General features: G+C 41.8%; 15 protein-coding genes and 1 pseudogene. All 16 read right to left on the bottom strand.

What is annotated here, in order from left to right:
* Positions 1-313: 313 nt before the first annotated feature.
* The 16 genes and pseudogenes from IGI76_RS06630 to IGI76_RS06555 all read right to left on the bottom strand — a co-directional run bounded on the left by IGI76_RS06630 (position 314) and on the right by IGI76_RS06555 (position 14,989).
* The gene (locus tag IGI76_RS06630; RefSeq protein WP_194192922.1) at positions 314-1,045 is read right to left on the bottom strand and encodes an alpha/beta family hydrolase; all 732 of its coding nucleotides are present in this window, start codon (positions 1,043-1,045) and stop codon (positions 314-316) included.
* A gap of 95 nt (positions 1,046-1,140) precedes the next feature.
* On the bottom strand, positions 1,141-2,814 hold the full coding sequence (recN, locus tag IGI76_RS06625) for a DNA repair protein RecN (RefSeq protein ID WP_194192923.1): 1,674 nt from the start codon (positions 2,812-2,814) through the stop codon (positions 1,141-1,143).
* 15 nt (positions 2,815-2,829) lie between these two features.
* Complete coding sequence (gene argR, locus IGI76_RS06620; RefSeq protein ID WP_005225777.1) at positions 2,830-3,279, bottom strand: arginine repressor; 450 nt, start codon at positions 3,277-3,279, stop codon at positions 2,830-2,832.
* 97 nt (positions 3,280-3,376) lie between these two features.
* Entirely contained in the window at positions 3,377-4,198 is an 822-nt protein-coding gene (locus IGI76_RS06615) for a TlyA family RNA methyltransferase (protein ID WP_005225776.1), read from the bottom strand.
* Entirely contained in the window at positions 4,195-5,091 is an 897-nt protein-coding gene (locus IGI76_RS06610) for a polyprenyl synthetase family protein (protein WP_194192924.1), read from the bottom strand. The genes IGI76_RS06615 and IGI76_RS06610 overlap by 4 nt, the downstream gene beginning before the upstream one ends.
* Positions 5,088-5,309, bottom strand: a complete 222-nt coding sequence (locus tag IGI76_RS06605) for an exodeoxyribonuclease VII small subunit (protein WP_194192925.1) — start codon at positions 5,307-5,309, stop codon at positions 5,088-5,090. Before IGI76_RS06605 ends, IGI76_RS06610 begins: the two co-directional genes overlap by 4 nt.
* Complete coding sequence (xseA, locus tag IGI76_RS06600) at positions 5,290-6,642, bottom strand: exodeoxyribonuclease VII large subunit (RefSeq protein ID WP_194192926.1); 1,353 nt, start codon at positions 6,640-6,642, stop codon at positions 5,290-5,292. The genes IGI76_RS06605 and xseA overlap by 20 nt, the downstream gene beginning before the upstream one ends.
* Positions 6,643-7,494 carry a bifunctional methylenetetrahydrofolate dehydrogenase/methenyltetrahydrofolate cyclohydrolase gene (locus IGI76_RS06595; RefSeq protein WP_005235351.1) on the bottom strand — a complete coding sequence of 284 codons (852 nt, stop codon included), beginning with the start codon at positions 7,492-7,494 and terminating at the stop codon, positions 6,643-6,645.
* Positions 7,495-7,787: 293 nt separating this feature from the next.
* Complete coding sequence (gene nusB, locus IGI76_RS06590; RefSeq protein WP_081116530.1) at positions 7,788-8,252, bottom strand: transcription antitermination factor NusB; 465 nt, start codon at positions 8,250-8,252, stop codon at positions 7,788-7,790.
* A complete protein-coding gene (locus IGI76_RS06585) occupies positions 8,245-8,670 on the bottom strand; it encodes an Asp23/Gls24 family envelope stress response protein (RefSeq protein WP_005225770.1) in 426 nt (141 codons plus the stop codon). The genes nusB and IGI76_RS06585 overlap by 8 nt, the downstream gene beginning before the upstream one ends.
* A 209-nt stretch (positions 8,671-8,879) precedes the next feature.
* A complete protein-coding gene (locus IGI76_RS06580) occupies positions 8,880-9,944 on the bottom strand; it encodes a M24 family metallopeptidase (protein ID WP_005225769.1) in 1,065 nt (354 codons plus the stop codon).
* Positions 9,945-10,101: 157 nt separating this feature from the next.
* On the bottom strand, positions 10,102-11,541 hold the full coding sequence (locus IGI76_RS06575) for a glycoside hydrolase family 1 protein (protein ID WP_194192927.1): 1,440 nt from the start codon (positions 11,539-11,541) through the stop codon (positions 10,102-10,104).
* A 25-nt stretch (positions 11,542-11,566) separates the two neighbouring features.
* A pseudogene (locus IGI76_RS06570) lies at positions 11,567-13,003 on the bottom strand (glycoside hydrolase family 1 protein).
* Positions 13,000-13,338 (bottom strand): PTS lactose/cellobiose transporter subunit IIA, encoded by a 339-nt coding sequence (locus tag IGI76_RS06565; protein ID WP_074535687.1) that lies wholly within the window; start codon positions 13,336-13,338, stop codon positions 13,000-13,002. The pseudogene IGI76_RS06570 and the gene IGI76_RS06565 overlap by 4 nt, the downstream one beginning before the upstream one ends.
* A gap of 21 nt (positions 13,339-13,359) precedes the next feature.
* Entirely contained in the window at positions 13,360-14,607 is a 1,248-nt protein-coding gene (locus IGI76_RS06560; RefSeq protein ID WP_194192929.1) for a PTS sugar transporter subunit IIC, read from the bottom strand.
* Positions 14,608-14,665: 58 nt separating this feature from the next.
* Positions 14,666-14,989 (bottom strand): PTS sugar transporter subunit IIB, encoded by a 324-nt coding sequence (locus IGI76_RS06555; protein WP_074535685.1) that lies wholly within the window; start codon positions 14,987-14,989, stop codon positions 14,666-14,668.
* Between the last annotated feature and the right edge of the window lie 110 nt (positions 14,990-15,099).

The following is a 15,099-nucleotide window of genomic DNA, read 5'->3' as shown; positions in this document are numbered from 1 at the left end:
TATTTGCTTTTTTTTCTTGAGCTGAGTCTGTCCCTTTATTTAAAACGCTTTTTTTCTTTTACAAAATAACTATTTTGTAAATAAAATGACAAGATTTCTTAATTAAATTACGTGCATCCAGAAGGTATGCTGTGCTATACTGTGAGAGGAAACGTATTTTAAAAAGAACATAATTATTAATCTTGCTTCCCCAATCAAGTACAATATGTTGTTATGTTCAGCGTTTTCACGATTTCATCAACATTTCCCCAAAATGTCTGTTGAATCGAAACGGCAGAAAGAAGCATTCCTATGCATCTTCTGCCGTCTTTTTTTATTCTAATTCACTTAACCATGCCGCCATCTGCTCAACGATGGCTTTTTGCTGCGCTTCATTTGATAAATCAGCGGCGGCTTCTCCTTTTTGTAACCCATAGGTACCAAAGCCAGCATGATTGCCGCCTTCGATCGTTTGGAACGTCGTAGTTTCTGGAAGGAGGCTGCGGGCAGCTTGCCAATTTTCTTGATTCACTACTTGGTCTTGACTGCCTGAGAGTGACAACACAGCAATCGATTGATCAGCTAAGGATCCTTTTTCATCTGGGTAACTAGCAAAGAAAAAGACGCCTTTTAACTCGTTGTCGTTTTCAGCCAACTGATTCGCTGCAAAACGGCTTGCCATGACGCCACCTAATGAATGACCACCAATGACATAGGAGCTATGGGGAATTTCTTTCAAGACCTCTTCTGCACGATTGCCTGCTAAAACAGCCATGTTAAAGGGCATTTTAACGATCGCGACAGGATAGCCTTTTTCCGCTAAACCTGCTGCCCATACACTATAGCTTTCGGCATCGACAAGCGCACCAGGATAGAAAATAACCAAAGGCTTTTCTTCATCTCCAGCAAAATAGAGGACATTTCCCTCATCATCTGCCTCTTTCGCAGCTGTAACTGCAGCATCCACTGCTGGGTAATGCAGTTGTTGCCAACCGACCCAACCGGCAATAGTTAAAATAACAACGGTGATCAATACACCGATCAAGACTTTTGTTCTTTTTCTCATCATGTCCTCCTGCAAAAAAGAAGATCAGGAAAGGATGGCAGACGAAACTTGCGGGTCCATCATCTCCTGAATCTTTCTATAAGTGTTTCCAATTTTTATCGGTGAGCCAGCGCCAATAGTTCTCGTGCATGTTCGATTGTTAAATCGGTGATTTCTGCACCTGAGAGCATACGGGCGATCTCAGCCACTCGTTCTTCTTCTGATAATTTACGGACATGGGTTTCTGTCCGACCTTCTTGAATTGCTTTTTCGATAAAATATTGATTGTCCGCCACAGCCGCTACTTGCGGCAAGTGGGTGATACACAAGACTTGCGAATTCGCAGCGATCTTGGCGATTTTTTCGGCGATCGCCTGAGCTACTCGGCCACTGACCCCAGTATCCACCTCATCAAAGACAATACTAGTGATTCCTTGCTTGCGGGAGAAAATCGATTTAAGCGCTAATAAGATTCGGGAAAGCTCTCCTCCAGAAGCAACTCGCACTAACGGTTTCATGCCTTCACCGGGGTTGGTGGTCAAATAAAACTCCACGGTATCAAAGCCGCTGCTGCTTAATTGTTTTGAGCCAGATGCAAACCGTACTTCAAATTGCGCGTGCTCCATATACAGCTCTTTTAACTCTTGAACGATTTCTTTTTCTAAACGATGAGCCAATTCACGTCGTTTGACGTGCAAGGCTTCCGCCAGCTGCCAAACTGCTTCAGCTTTTTGGGCAAGCTCTTCTTCTAATTGCTCCAACTGACCTTCCGTATAGGCTGATTCGCTGATTTCTTTACTGATCTCATCATAATAAGCAAGGATCACAGGAATCGACTCCCCGTATTTGCGCTTCAATTGACGAATCGTTTCCAGCCGTGAAATGACTTCTTCCAGTCGGCCTTCATCTAATTCAAGGTTGTCGACTTGCCGCGAAATATCAGTGGCTGCATCTTGCAACAAGTAATACGCACTTTGAATCGCTTCACTGATTTTTTCATACGCGGGATCAAGATGGGCGATCGACTGGATTTCTGATAGAGCTACACTGACCCCATCTAGGCTATTAACTTCTTCGGCGGATAGAGCGCCATAGCTTTGCCCTAGAGCATCCACGATTTTTTGATAATTGGTCAGTTTTTCTCGTTCATCGATCAGCTGCTCTTCTTCATTTTCCATCAATTCCGCTTGGGCAATCTCTTCTTGTTGAAAACGCAGCATGTCCATTCGCTGCACATAGAGCTGCTCATTTTCTTGAATGGTCCGCACATGTTTTTCTAAGGAGCGATAGGCTTGATAGGCTTGACGGTAACTTGCAAGTTCCGCTTTAAAGGCATCATCTCCAAAACCATCCATCAACGCTAAATGTTTTTCTGGCTGCAGCAGCTCTTGATGCTCATTTTGTCCTTGGATATCAACTAAAAACAAGCCGATTTGGCGCAAAACCGACAAGGTAACAGTTCGACCATTCACACGACAAATAGTTTTACCCGATTGAGAGATATCCCGTTGCACGATCAGAACTTCCTCTTCATCAATACCCAGATCTGCGGTCAGCTCTTTGAACTCCTGCTGATTCGGCCATTCAAAAATCCCTTCCAAACGGCATTTTTCTGCGCCTTGACGCAAATAGTCACTGGATCCTCTGCCACCTGCTAGTAAGCCCATCGCATCGATAATGATTGATTTTCCAGCACCTGTTTCACCTGTTAGAGCCGTCATCCCCTCATTAAAAGACAGGTGCAGGTTGGAGATAATCGCAAAATTTTGGATCGACAATTCTAAAAGCATCCCTTGCCTCCTCTTTTATACGTAACGTTGGAAATCCTTGAATAGGTTCTCGGTATCTGCTTCTGTTCTGGTGATCATCAAGACGTTGTCATCATCGTTTAGCGTGCCAAATAATTCTTTGGCATAACGCTTATCGATCAAATTCGCCAAAGCCGAAGCATTGCCAGGCAGTGTGCGCAGGATCACAAATTTGTCCATTCGATCGACAGAAACAAACGCCGTTTTTAGGATTTTATCTAGTTTACCACTCACGTCTTCCGTTGTCTCTTGTGGAATACTATAGCGATAGCCGCCTTTTTGGGAAGGAACTTTCACTAACTTCAATTCCTTGATATCCCTTGATATGGTTGCTTGTGTGACTGAGACGCCGCGATCTTTTAACAACTCGACAAAATCTTCTTGTTTCTGAATATCTTGTTCACTTAACAATCGTGTAATCAAGCGATGCCGTTCTTTTTTTCTCATCTCTTGTTCCTCCTGAATGAATTCCTACTAATTTTATCCTATTTTGCGCAAGAAAGAAAGAGAGCCGACAAGTAAAATGTCCACTCTCTTCCATTCTTTATTTTGGTTGATGAAAGGTCTCATGTGCTGATGCAACAACTTTCGGGATGTCGATCCCTGCTGCGGTGCCTTCTTGCAGGCTTTTCTTTAAATGTACGATAAACTCGATATTCCCTTCGCCACCAGTGATTGGTGAAAAACTTAGGTTTAATACATCGAATTTTGTTTTCTTAGCGAATGCCAGTACTTCCTCCAACACTCGTTCATGGGTTTTGGGGTCACGAACGATCCCATTTTTTCCGACCGCTTCTTTGCCCGCTTCAAATTGTGGTTTGATCAGCGCCATCACTTCGCCATCCGCTACCAAAATATCGTAAAGGGGAGGTAAGATCAGTTTAAGTGAAATAAAAGAAACATCGATCGTAGCGGCTTCAGGAAGACCATCCAGGAAGTCTGTTGGTTTTGCATAACGGAAGTTGACCCGTTCCATTACGATCACTCGCTCATCTTGCCGCAGCTTCCATGCTAACTGATTGTAACCGACATCCAGTGCATAGCTTTTTTTGGCGCCATTTTGCAGCGCCGCATCAGTAAAGCCACCGGTGGAAGCGCCGATATCTAACATGATTTTATCGGTTACGTCAAAATCAAAAACTTTGAGTGCTTTTTCTAACTTGAGACCACCACGAGAAACATAAGGCAGCTTCTTCCCTTTGATCTGCAGCAGTGTATCTGCGGCAATTTTTTCTCCAGGCTTATCTAGGCGCTCATTGTTTTTTTCTTTGTACACCAATCCAGCCATCACTCCTCGTTTGGCTTGCTCGCGGGTCTCAAAGAGGCCTTGCTGGACAGCTAAAACATCTACTCGTTCTTTCTTCATGCGTTCCCTCGAATCTCAAATCGTTCCACAAATGCCAATAAAACATCCGGCGTAAATTGACCGTATTGGCTTAATTGTGCCAGAATTTCTTTGGCTTTGCCCAATTCTTCAGTCAAGGCTTGCTGCGCGCCTGCTAAGCCAAGTAAAGCAGGATAGGTACTTTTCGCCAACTCGTCATCTCGGCGGACAACTTTGCCTAGCTCTTCGGTCGTACTAGTGGCATCTAACAGATCGTCGCGAATTTGAAAGGCTAACCCAATATGCTGGGCAAAGCGATCCAATTCATGCAGAACCTCTTCCGTCTGGTCGGCTAAGACACCTCCGGCAATCACCGCAAAGCGAATCAATTCGCCGGTTTTCCGTTCATGAACAGACATCAGTTCCTCAAGACTAAGAGCTTGGTTTTCCCCTTGAATATCGGCTGCTTGACCGGCGACCATTCCTTGCGTGCCCGCCGCTTTGCTTAACTGCTGCAGCAGCAAGACTTTTTGATTGGCTTCGATTTCCGCCATAGCGACTAATTGAAACGCAGCCGTCAAAAGACCATCTCCAGCTAAAATCGCTAAAGCTTCACCAAAAACCTTATGGTTGGTGGGTTTGCCTCGACGCAGATCATCGTTGTCCATTGCTGGCAGATCATCATGGATCAGCGAATACGTATGCACCATTTCTAGGGCTGCTGCACACTGGTACACCGCGGTATTGATGGGTTTGTGAAAAGCGGCGACTGTTGCTGCCAATAAAAGCGGGCGAATACGTTTGCCGCCGGCTTGGATCGAATACTGCATGCTTTCAAATAATCGTTGATCAGAAGTGTGTTCTTTGACAAAGCGTTCCATGACTTCTTCGATCAATGGGGCGTGTTCTTTTGTGAATTCTGTTAAAGCACTCATTGGTTTTCCTCTTCAAAAGGCACTTCTTCGTTAGATTCTGTCATCATTTTTGTTAAGGACTTTTCCGCTTTACTCAAAGTGTCCTTGCATTGCTTGCTCAAAACCATGCCTTTTTGAAAAGCATCTAACGCTTCTTCCAATGGAACATCGCCTTGTTCCAAACGGGTTACGATTTGTTCTAATTCTTGTAATGATTTTTCAAATGTTGGATTTGCCATGATTAACTCCTTCTGTACTAATAACTTCGACCAGTGCTTGGCCATCTTGGTAATGGATCGTCAGCTGATCTTCTGGCTCGATCGCATCAATCGATTTGATCACCTGCTCATTTTTCGTGGTATAGCTGTAGCCGCGTCCCATGATTTTTAGTGGGCTTAGCAAATCAAGGGATTGGACTGCATTTGCAAATTGATTTTCTTTTGCTGCATAGATATCTTTCATGGCTTTCGTTAAGCGTTGAGAAAGATAGCTGACCTCTTGATTGCTGGCTTGTAATCGCGCTTTTGGTTGTTGTTGTGCCAACCGTGAAATCAATTGCTGTGCCTGGCGATCCTTGTCATAAAGCAAGGTTTGCAAGCCTTGCTGCATCCGCTGCTGCAACTGATCGAGTTTGATGGACTGTGCCTCATACAAGCGCTCTGGTTGTCGAAAAATATACGATCCAATCACTCGCTGATAGCGTTCTTGTTTGTACTGGATCTGGTGCATAAATGCTTGCTCTAATCGGGCTTGTCTTTCTTCGATCCGCAAAATCTCCTCCGACAGCACTGGCACCGCTAATTCAGCAGCGGCGGTCGGAGTTGCCGCACGCACATCCGCCACTAAATCGGCAATCGTCGTATCGGTTTCATGCCCCACTGAAGAAATAATGGGGGTTTTTGCATCAAAAATGGCTCTTGCCACTCGTTCTTCATTGAAAGGCCAGAGGTCCTCGATCGATCCACCCCCACGTCCGATGATCATAGTATCAAAGGTCCCATCGGCTTCGACTCGTTGGATATTTTTCACCACATCGTCCGCAGCTTTATTGCCTTGTACCACGGTTGGATACAAAACGATCTGAGCAATGGGGTAACGCCGCTGTGTCGTCGTGATGATATCTCTGATCACCGCTCCACTAGGACTGGTCAAAACCGCGATGCGTTTCGGGTATTTCGGCAAGGACTGCTTCGGTGCAGAAAATAAACCTTCTGCTGCCAATTTCTGCTTTAATTGTTCATAGGCTTGATAAAGAGCGCCGACACCGTCTGGTTCCATATGATCGATCACCATCTGGTAATTTCCGCTTGCCTCATACAGAGTGATACGCCCAACCGCCATGACTTTCATGCCCTCTTCTGGTTGAAAGCGCAGCTTGTCAAAAGCGCCTTTGAACATGACGGTCGAAATTTTTGCACCATCATCCTTCAAACTAAAGTATTGGTGATTGGGGCGCCGACGAAAATTGGAGATCTCCCCCGTCAAATAAACCCGCTCTAGATACGGATCGACGTCAAACTTACGCTTGATATATTTTGTTAATGCGGTTACCGTTAAATATTCTTGCGCCATTTAGTTTTTCATTGTCTCCTTTGCTGCCTCGATCGTTTGGGCCATCAACATCGTGATCGTCATTGGACCTACACCTCTAGGTACCGGTGTGATATAGCTAGCGATCGGTTCGACTTCATCAAATTTCACATCGCCGATCAACTTGCCGTTGGCATCACGATTCATCCCAACATCAATCACCACAGCCCCTTCTTTTACGAAGTCTTTTGTGACAAAATGACCGCGGCCGATCGCCACGACTAAAATGTCCGCTTGTTTTGCCAACTCGGGCAGATTTTTGGTTTTTGAATGAGCAATAGTCACGGTGGCATTTGCCCCCAAGAGCAAGTGCGCCATTGGTTTTCCGACAATGTTGCTGCGCCCGATCACTAAGGCATTTTTCCCTTCCAATTCGATCCCATACGCAGCAAACATTTTCATGATGCCATAAGGGGTACAAGGAATTCGGTCAGGTACACCTGCGAATAATTTTCCTAAATTGATTGGATGAAAACCGTCGACATCTTTTTCTGGTTTGATGGCTAACAGTACTTTTTCTTCATTGATATGTTTTGGCAAAGGAAGTTGAACCAAAATTCCATGAAAGGCATCATCGTTATTGAACTGTTCGATTTCTGCTAATAATTCTGCCTCAGTAATGGATTCAGGGTAGCGGGCAACACGGGAATTGATACCGATTTTCGCCGCAGCTAGTTCTTTATTTTTCACATAAGTCTGACTCGCTTTGTCTTCTCCAACAAGCAAAACAACTAATCCCGGTGTCACACCCTGCTCTTTTAGTGTTGCTGTCTCTGAAAGAAACGCTGCTTGCATTTTTTCAGCCAATTCTTTTCCATTGATCAATGTACCCATTCTGACAACTCCTCCAACCTGATTATACTGACTTATTTTGTAAAAAGAAACGCACCAATCGTTTGTCGATATGCTTCTTCATGTTTTCTATCATAGCATTTTCTGAAAAGAAAAACACCGTCTAAGGCTCCCTTTTTTCGGAAAAAACGAGGGTAAACCGACAAAGTGCGTGCAAAAAAACCGAACGATCAAGCAGGACCGTCAAAACAAGGCGGTTGCTCATAAATCGTTCGGTTTCTGACTCGATCGAAAAAAAGCTGATCTCTTTTGATCGATCGTGTTAGGGCTGAAAATTACTCACTTACTTGGTTGGTTTTTGTTTCTAGCTCTTGATTGACTGTCGATAAAATACCGTTGACAAACTTTCTGGACTGATCGTCACTAAAGGTTTTCGCTAATTCGATCGCTTCATTCAAAGCCACACGATTCGGCACATTATCCACATAGATCATTTCATACAAAGCAATTCGTAAAATCGTCACGTCCATTTTTGATAAACGCTGGATTTTCCAACCGGCTTTTAAATGACTTTGAATGACTTCATCCAAGGCTTCTTTGTAATGACAAACACCTGCCACTAATTGATCTAAATAAACAGGCACAAAATGCTCTTGTTCTTCATCGATCAATTCATGGTGTTCCAACTCGATGGCATGCATGATGGCATCTTGTTTCGTTAAATCTTTATTAAAGTCTAGTGGAAATAAAGCTTGTAACGCCATTTTCCGTATTTCATGCCGTGATAATTCTTTACTCATTTTCTTCCTCATCGTTTCCAAATAATTCTTCGATGTCTGGTAAATCTACTTTTTCTGGCACGACTGCCACAACATGAACATTTACTTCAGCCAGTTGCACATCTGTCATAAATAAGACTTGCTGTTTGACCCGCTCTTGGATCTCCATTGCCACTTTAGGCACTGACATCCCATAAGTGATATAGCAGTAGATATCCACTTTGATCCCTGTTTCATCGATCGTTAAGTAGACTCCTTTGCCATGAGCTGCACGACCTAGTAATTCAGTGACACTGTTTGCCAGTGTTCCTCGCATCCCATAGACACCTTCCACTTTAGAAGCAGCGATCCCAATAATGATCTCGATCACTTCTGGCGCGATGACGATCTCGCCTAATTCAGGACTTGCATTTAATACAAGGTTTTTATCTTCATTCATACGTTTTTGCCTCCATTCTAAACAGCTGTACCGTATTGTTTGTAAAAAAATCGCTCGTTTTTTCCGATTGAAGCAAACCAACGCTTGATTCAATCAATAACATCCATGGCACAGTGTTTCTTCTCGCTCTAAGTTTATCATTTTCTGCACTGAGAATCTATAATAACCCACTATTCTCAATGAATTTTCTGAAAAACAAGGTCGATGAATCAGAGAATGATCAATTCTTTCGGTGAATGGGTCAACACTTTATTGCCAGTTTCGGTGATCAAAAGATCATCTTCGATACGAACGCCGCCAATTCCTGGAAGATAGATTCCTGGTTCATCTGTAATGACGTTTCCGACAACAAATGCTTTATCAGCGCGGAAGGATACATTTGGTCCTTCGTGGATCTCTAAACCAATCCCATGACCTGTTGAATGACCAAAGGCATCTCCGTAGCCAAAGGAAGCAATGTGATCCCGAGCGATCGCATCTAGTTCAATTCCGGTCATTCCAGGTTTTGCTGCGGCCAAGACTTTTTCTTGCGCTTCAAGTACGATTTGATAGATTTCCTTCAATTTATCGCCAGGATCTCCTACTGCAAAGGTTCTAGTCATATCAGACACATAGCCTTGATAGTAACAGCCAAAGTCTAACGTGATCAGATCGCCTTGTTCGATCACTTTTTCACTGGCAACCCCATGGGGCATTGCTGAACGCAGCCCACTAGCAACGATCGTTTCAAAAGATACGCTTGTGGCACCTAATGAACGCATAAAGAAATCTAACTGATTCGCCACTTCGATTTCTGTCATTCCTGGGCGGACCATTTTCAAAATATGTTCGAATCCTTGATCAGCGATATGGCAGGCTTGTTGGATCAATGCGATCTCTTCCTCATCTTTGACTTCCCGCAAAGCCTCGATCATACCCGATACAGGGGCAAGGGATGATTCCTCGATCAAGTCTTCTAAGACGGAGTATTCAGCAAAGCTGACGAAACTTTCTTCAAATGCTAAGACATTGATTTCTTCCTTTTGGCAGATAGTTGCAACTTCTTCAAAAATCGGTCCGCTATTTTTTACGATCTCAAAACCTTGAGCTTGGGCAGCTGCTTGCTCTGTATATCGGAAATCTGTTACAAAAAAAGCTTTGTCCAACGTAATGACTGCTAAACCAGTTGTCCCAGTAAAGTTAGTCAAGTAACGCAAATTGTATGGGCTGGTGATCAAGAACCCATCAATCGAATCTTTTCTCATTGCTTCACGTAATTTTTCAACTCTTAACATGTATCGTTCCCTACTTTCTTGTTCTATACGATAGTATTATAACAAACTTCCAGAAAAAGCGGAAAGCAAGCGAAAAGTTTTCTAAAAAATGAACCTTCAGAAACTTGGGACCTCAAGTTATCAAAAAGACCATCTAGAAAACTAGACGGTCTTTGCTCTACAATTCTTCTCCATTGCTTTCAATTACTTTTTGATACCAATAAAAGGAGCTCTTTTTGATGCGTTCCCTGGTTCCTTTACCATAATCATCTAAATCAACATAAATATACCCATAACGTTTGCTCATTTCTGCAGTGGAAGAGCTGACTAAATCTATAGGTCCCCAGCTCAAATAAGCAAGAATATCAACACCGTCCTTGATACATTCTTTTAGTTGTACAATATGTTGTTTCAAATACTCAATACGATATTGATCTCGAATGGTTCCGTCTTGTTCGATTGTATCGATTGCACCTAAGCCGTTTTCGGCAATCATGAGAGGAACTTGATAGCGGTCCCAGTATTGAGATAAGCAATTGTAAAAACCTAAAGGATCTGCTCGCCATTCCCATGCAGTGGGCTTCAAATATGGATTTTGTTCACCATCAAATGGTGCCATCGTATTTTTGGATGCGTCGACGATACGTGAATAATAGTAAGAAATCGCTAGAAAATCCATCGTATTCTCTTTTAGTAATGGCAGATCTGCCGGATGCATCTCGATAGAAAACCCTTGATCTTTAAAATAGCGCAACGCAAATTCTGGATATGTTCCTCGCAATTGGACATCAGTAAAATAGTACTGCATACGGTTTTTTTTCATCGTTAAGACTATATCCTCTGGTTTGCAGCTAGCCGGATAAAATGTTGCATCTGCGACCATTGTTCCTAGTTTAGCATCTGGATCAATTTCTCGCCCTAATTCGATAACTTTGGCTCCAGCTACAAACTGATGATGTACCGCCTGATACATCAGTTGTTCCATATTATCAGATTGGTCATCATAAATACCTAAACTACCAAACTGAACGGTTGGTACCAAATTGATTTGATTACAGATAATCCAATATTTAACTTTTCCTTTGTATCGACTTAGTAATACTTTTGCGTAGCGTACGAAAAAATCGATTACTTTACGATTTGCAAAACCACCATATTCTGTCACCAGATGAAGCGGCATATCATAATGGCTCATTGTTATAATTGGTTCCATACCGCAACTGATAATTTCGGCTATCAGATCATCATAAAATTTTAACCCAGCTTCATTTGGCCGCATTTCATCGCCATTAGGGAAAATTCTTGACCAAGAGATACTTGTTCGAAATGCTTTTAATCCCAGCTCTTTCAACAAGGCAAGATCTTTTTTATACGTGTGGTAAAAATCAATTCCCAACCGTTTAGGGTAATAGTTGGTACAATCTGTTGAAGCAAACTTTATCTCAGCTAATGTCCCGCCGCCTTCTTTTTTTATGTTGCTTCTATTTAATTCAGGATCAAACGCATGAATATCAGAAGTTGATAAACCGCGTCCATCTTTGTCAAAAGCACCTTCAATTTGGCAAGCTGCAACTGCTCCGCCCCATAAAAAATTTTTTGGAAAACTTTTTTTTGTCATTCTTCTCCTCCTAAATGATTCACAATCATAAATTTTCTCCATTAGACTGGATAACCTTTTGATACCAATAAAAAGAGTCTTTCTTGATACGAGCGCAATCTTTCGGATCATCATCAGTCCGATCAACATAGATAAAACCGTAACGTTTTTTGACTCCGTTACTTGTGGACAGTAAATCCAACGCTGACCAAGGGCAGTAAGCCCAGACCTCAACCCCTTTTTCCATTGCTCTCTTTATCGCTTTAATATGGTCTCTTAAATAGGAGATGCGGTACTCATCATGCACTTTTCCTTCTGGAGTAAGTTCATCGAATGCTCCTAAGCCATTTTCTGTAATCATCAAGGGTTTATTATAACGAGTATAAATATCTCTGAACGCATATTCTAATCCAAATGGATCAATCGCCCAATCCCAATCAGTTGTATCAAGATGGGGATTTTTACACATTTCGTAAAAACCAGGATGTGTTTCAAAACCAGAAATCTCTCCTTTTTTTCCAGAAAGATTAACGCCGCTGTATCGTATTGCTTTCCCTGACTCCTTAGGGCAAGCTTTTGCACATTCACTTGCATAATAGTTTAATGCAAGAAAATCTGAATATCCTTCTCTAATTAAGTCCATATCCCCTGGCTCAACAATTGGTGCCAAGTGATTTTCTTGGAGTTAAGTCATTGCCGACTCTGTATAAATGCCTTTGAAATAAATATCTAAGTAGAAAGCATTTCTTAAGTCATGGGCATTTAAAGCAGCCAATACGTCTTCTGGTTTAGATGTAAGAGGATAAATCGGTGCATACCCTAAAGCAGCTCCTACTAATCCGTCGGGCACTAAATCATGCACCAATTTACAGGCCGTCGCATGTGCAAGGTTCATATGATGGTTGATTTGATAACGCAACTGATTTTGTGACTGAAGCTCTTTCGGGATATAACATTTTTGTGTCCAATACTGGACGATAATGCTCTGTTCATTAATAGTCGTCCAATACTTAACTTTATCTTTAAACTCGTTGATAACAAACTTCGCATAATATTCAAAATCTGCAACAATTCGTCTATCCAGCCACCCTTGATACTTTTCGACAAGAGCCCATGGTAAATCATAGTGATACAGTGTAACGATTGGTTCTATTCCATAAGTTAAAAGCTCATCAATCAATTTTCGATAAAACTCAATTCCTTTTTCGTTTACTTCGCCAACACCATCAGGAAAAACTCGAGACCAAGAAATTGAAAATCGGTAGGTTGAAAACCCCATTTCTGCCATCAATGCAACATCTTCTTTGTAATGATGATAATGATCACTCGCGATCTCTGCAGAAGCAAACCCCTTTTCTTCAAAGCTTTTTTCATTGATCACATCTTGCTGAGATGCTTTTTTGCCATCTAACAATGCCGCGCCTTCCACTTGATAAGCACTCGTGGCTGCGCCCCATAAAAAATTTTTTGGAAATTGTTTCATTCTTTTTGCCCTCTTTCAACTATTCTCAAAATATCAATCATCTCTTTTGTCATCTTAACTTCGGAATTAATTGTCATTAAGGTGTCCTGTGCATGAACAAACAGTAAAAATATCTCATAATAGTGTCCGTTGGCTTCTTTTTGAATAACTTCTGTTTGTGCTTTATGTGCTAACACGATTTTTTTTTCAGCTTCAAAAAGCTTTTTTTCTGCAGCAGAAAAATCAAATATTTTTGCCATTTTCATTGCATCAACTAATAGATTTCTAGCATCTCCGGCATGAATAATGATTTGCATAGCTATTGGTATTAGTTCATTTTCGTATTGCTCTTCCATAAACTTGCTCGTCTCCAATCCCTAAATTTCTAGTTCTACTGCTTGTGATTCTTCTATGAGCTTTTCTTTTTCATAAGCTTTAAAAAATGGATACCAGATAACCAAATATAAAATAAATAAGAGTACCCACCACAACACAGCTCGTAAATCTTCTGTTACCATCACACTTGAGATCGGCGCAGGCACTTGTCCGACTTGGATCATTTTAGAAGGGATGTTGAGTAAGCCAGTGCTCATCAGAAACCAAACATACAACGCTCCGACAATAGAGTTTATCCAAGCTGGAAGCATCAACAGCGGATTGAATACCACTGGAGCCCCAAACATAACTGGTTCGTTAATATTGAAAATTGACGGGGCAAGAAAGACACGACCTAAAGTTCTCAGCTGCTTGGATTTTGAGAAGCACATCAAGATATTCAGACCTAATGTTGCACACATACCACCCATTGTGATAAACGCTAGCGTAAAAACCGCTTCACTTGTTGCAATATTTTGAGCCACTCCTCCTGCAGTAGCAGCCTCGATGTTTTCTTGGATACCTGCTAGAAAAATTGGTGTGGTAACTGCACCAAAAAGCCAACTTGAAATCCCCATCGTATAGAAGAATGCCGGAACAAAACAGATTAATATAAACCCAGGTAAGGTTTGTCCTATTGAGGCAACTGGTTGAAAAGCAGCTAATATCACTTCAAAGAGATTCACATGAAGAACATTCACCAAAACCATTGTAATTCCTAGAGCAATAACGTTCGGCACAATGGTGTTTATCCAACCAGTCACAAAGTCGGGTACACTGCTCCCTTCCATGAAACGAACCTTAGCCCATAAATGGAACACGAGCGATACAAAAAGACCGATAACCATCCCAACAGCAATTCCAGATGGTCCCAAGTTTCCCAGAAAGGCAGATAAACTATCTGTATTTTCTTCTTGTGGAATGACCGCCATCAATAATACGCAGACTGAAGTAATGCCCGCATTGGTAATATAAAACGGATGGTTAAGTTTCTCCATACACTGATTTGCCATCATGAAAGCGACAATTAATGAAATCAGTCCAAAGCTAAAATTTAAAATCGGAGAAAGATCAGGTAATGCTGGAAAAAACGATACAAACACATTATAAAAATAGATAAGTGACCCGGTTAAAATAAATGGAATGATTTTTTGCATACTGCTTGAAAGAGCAGCCAGCCAAGGCTTTGAGAAAAAAGTGTTCATGGTTGGGGCAAACGAATTCGTCAGCCAATTCATAAATTTTTTCATATTCATAACTTCCTTTTTTAGTTTCAGTAAAAACAGATATTTTGCCTTTTAGAAACGATCAACTCTTGCGCTCATTGATTTTATGAAGAGCAATATCCAGAAGTTTTTCTCCATTTAACTGCGCGTATACATCTTGCGGGATTACCACAACAGGAACATTGTAGGGGGATGCCAATGCTTCATATTTTGATAATTCACTTGCGTAATGCGGGCCAATCATCAAAATGTCAATAGATGATAAATAATCATTCACTTCTGTATAACTCCTTGCCTCTACATTTAAGGATAATTTTCTTTTCTTTGCAGTCTTACGGGCGTTACTAGCAAGAAATCCACTCGACATTCCAGCTCCACAACATAGAAGTATTTTTAAATTAGTCATATTTATTCCTCCTTCTTGATAGCTCCACTATAGGAAATATGTACTACGACCTTCAACCGAACTTTTTCACTTTAAAGGGCAAGGAATCTTCTAAGCATTTTCCCATTAAG

Origin of the sequence: Enterococcus sp. DIV2449a, from assembly GCF_051711225.1 — a bacterium.
GTDB classification, from domain to species: domain Bacteria; phylum Bacillota; class Bacilli; order Lactobacillales; family Enterococcaceae; genus Enterococcus_D; species Enterococcus_D casseliflavus.
The sequence above is the reverse complement of the archived record's forward strand: the minus strand, read 5'-3'. Positions and strand labels throughout refer to the sequence as shown.

Bases quoted from the DNA above. Each gene is read 5' to 3' on its own strand.
- nusB (WP_081116530.1), bottom strand. From the start codon at position 8,252: ATGAGTAAAGAATTATCACGGCATGAAATACGGAAAATGGCGTTACAA.
- IGI76_RS06595 (WP_005235351.1), bottom strand. From the start codon at position 7,494: ATGGGTACATTGATCAATGGAAAAGAATTGGCTGAAAAAATGCAAGCA.
- IGI76_RS06630 (WP_194192922.1), bottom strand. From the start codon at position 1,045: ATGAGAAAAAGAACAAAAGTCTTGATCGGTGTATTGATCACCGTTGTT.
- IGI76_RS06615 (WP_005225776.1), bottom strand. From the start codon at position 4,198: ATGAAGAAAGAACGAGTAGATGTTTTAGCTGTCCAGCAAGGCCTCTTT.
- IGI76_RS06560 (WP_194192929.1), bottom strand. From the start codon at position 14,607: ATGAAAAAATTTATGAATTGGCTGACGAATTCGTTTGCCCCAACCATG.
- IGI76_RS06585 (WP_005225770.1), bottom strand. From the start codon at position 8,670: ATGAATGAAGATAAAAACCTTGTATTAAATGCAAGTCCTGAATTAGGC.
- argR (WP_005225777.1), bottom strand. From the start codon at position 3,279: ATGAGAAAAAAAGAACGGCATCGCTTGATTACACGATTGTTAAGTGAA.
- IGI76_RS06575 (WP_194192927.1), bottom strand. From the start codon at position 11,541: ATGACAAAAAAAAGTTTTCCAAAAAATTTTTTATGGGGCGGAGCAGTT.
- IGI76_RS06580 (WP_005225769.1), bottom strand. From the start codon at position 9,944: ATGTTAAGAGTTGAAAAATTACGTGAAGCAATGAGAAAAGATTCGATT.
- IGI76_RS06565 (WP_074535687.1), bottom strand. From the start codon at position 13,338: ATGGAAGAGCAATACGAAAATGAACTAATACCAATAGCTATGCAAATC.
- IGI76_RS06555 (WP_074535685.1), bottom strand. From the start codon at position 14,989: ATGACTAATTTAAAAATACTTCTATGTTGTGGAGCTGGAATGTCGAGT.
- IGI76_RS06605 (WP_194192925.1), bottom strand. From the start codon at position 5,309: ATGGCAAATCCAACATTTGAAAAATCATTACAAGAATTAGAACAAATC.
- xseA (WP_194192926.1), bottom strand. From the start codon at position 6,642: ATGGCGCAAGAATATTTAACGGTAACCGCATTAACAAAATATATCAAG.
- IGI76_RS06610 (WP_194192924.1), bottom strand. From the start codon at position 5,091: ATGAGTGCTTTAACAGAATTCACAAAAGAACACGCCCCATTGATCGAA.
- recN (WP_194192923.1), bottom strand. From the start codon at position 2,814: ATGCTTTTAGAATTGTCGATCCAAAATTTTGCGATTATCTCCAACCTG.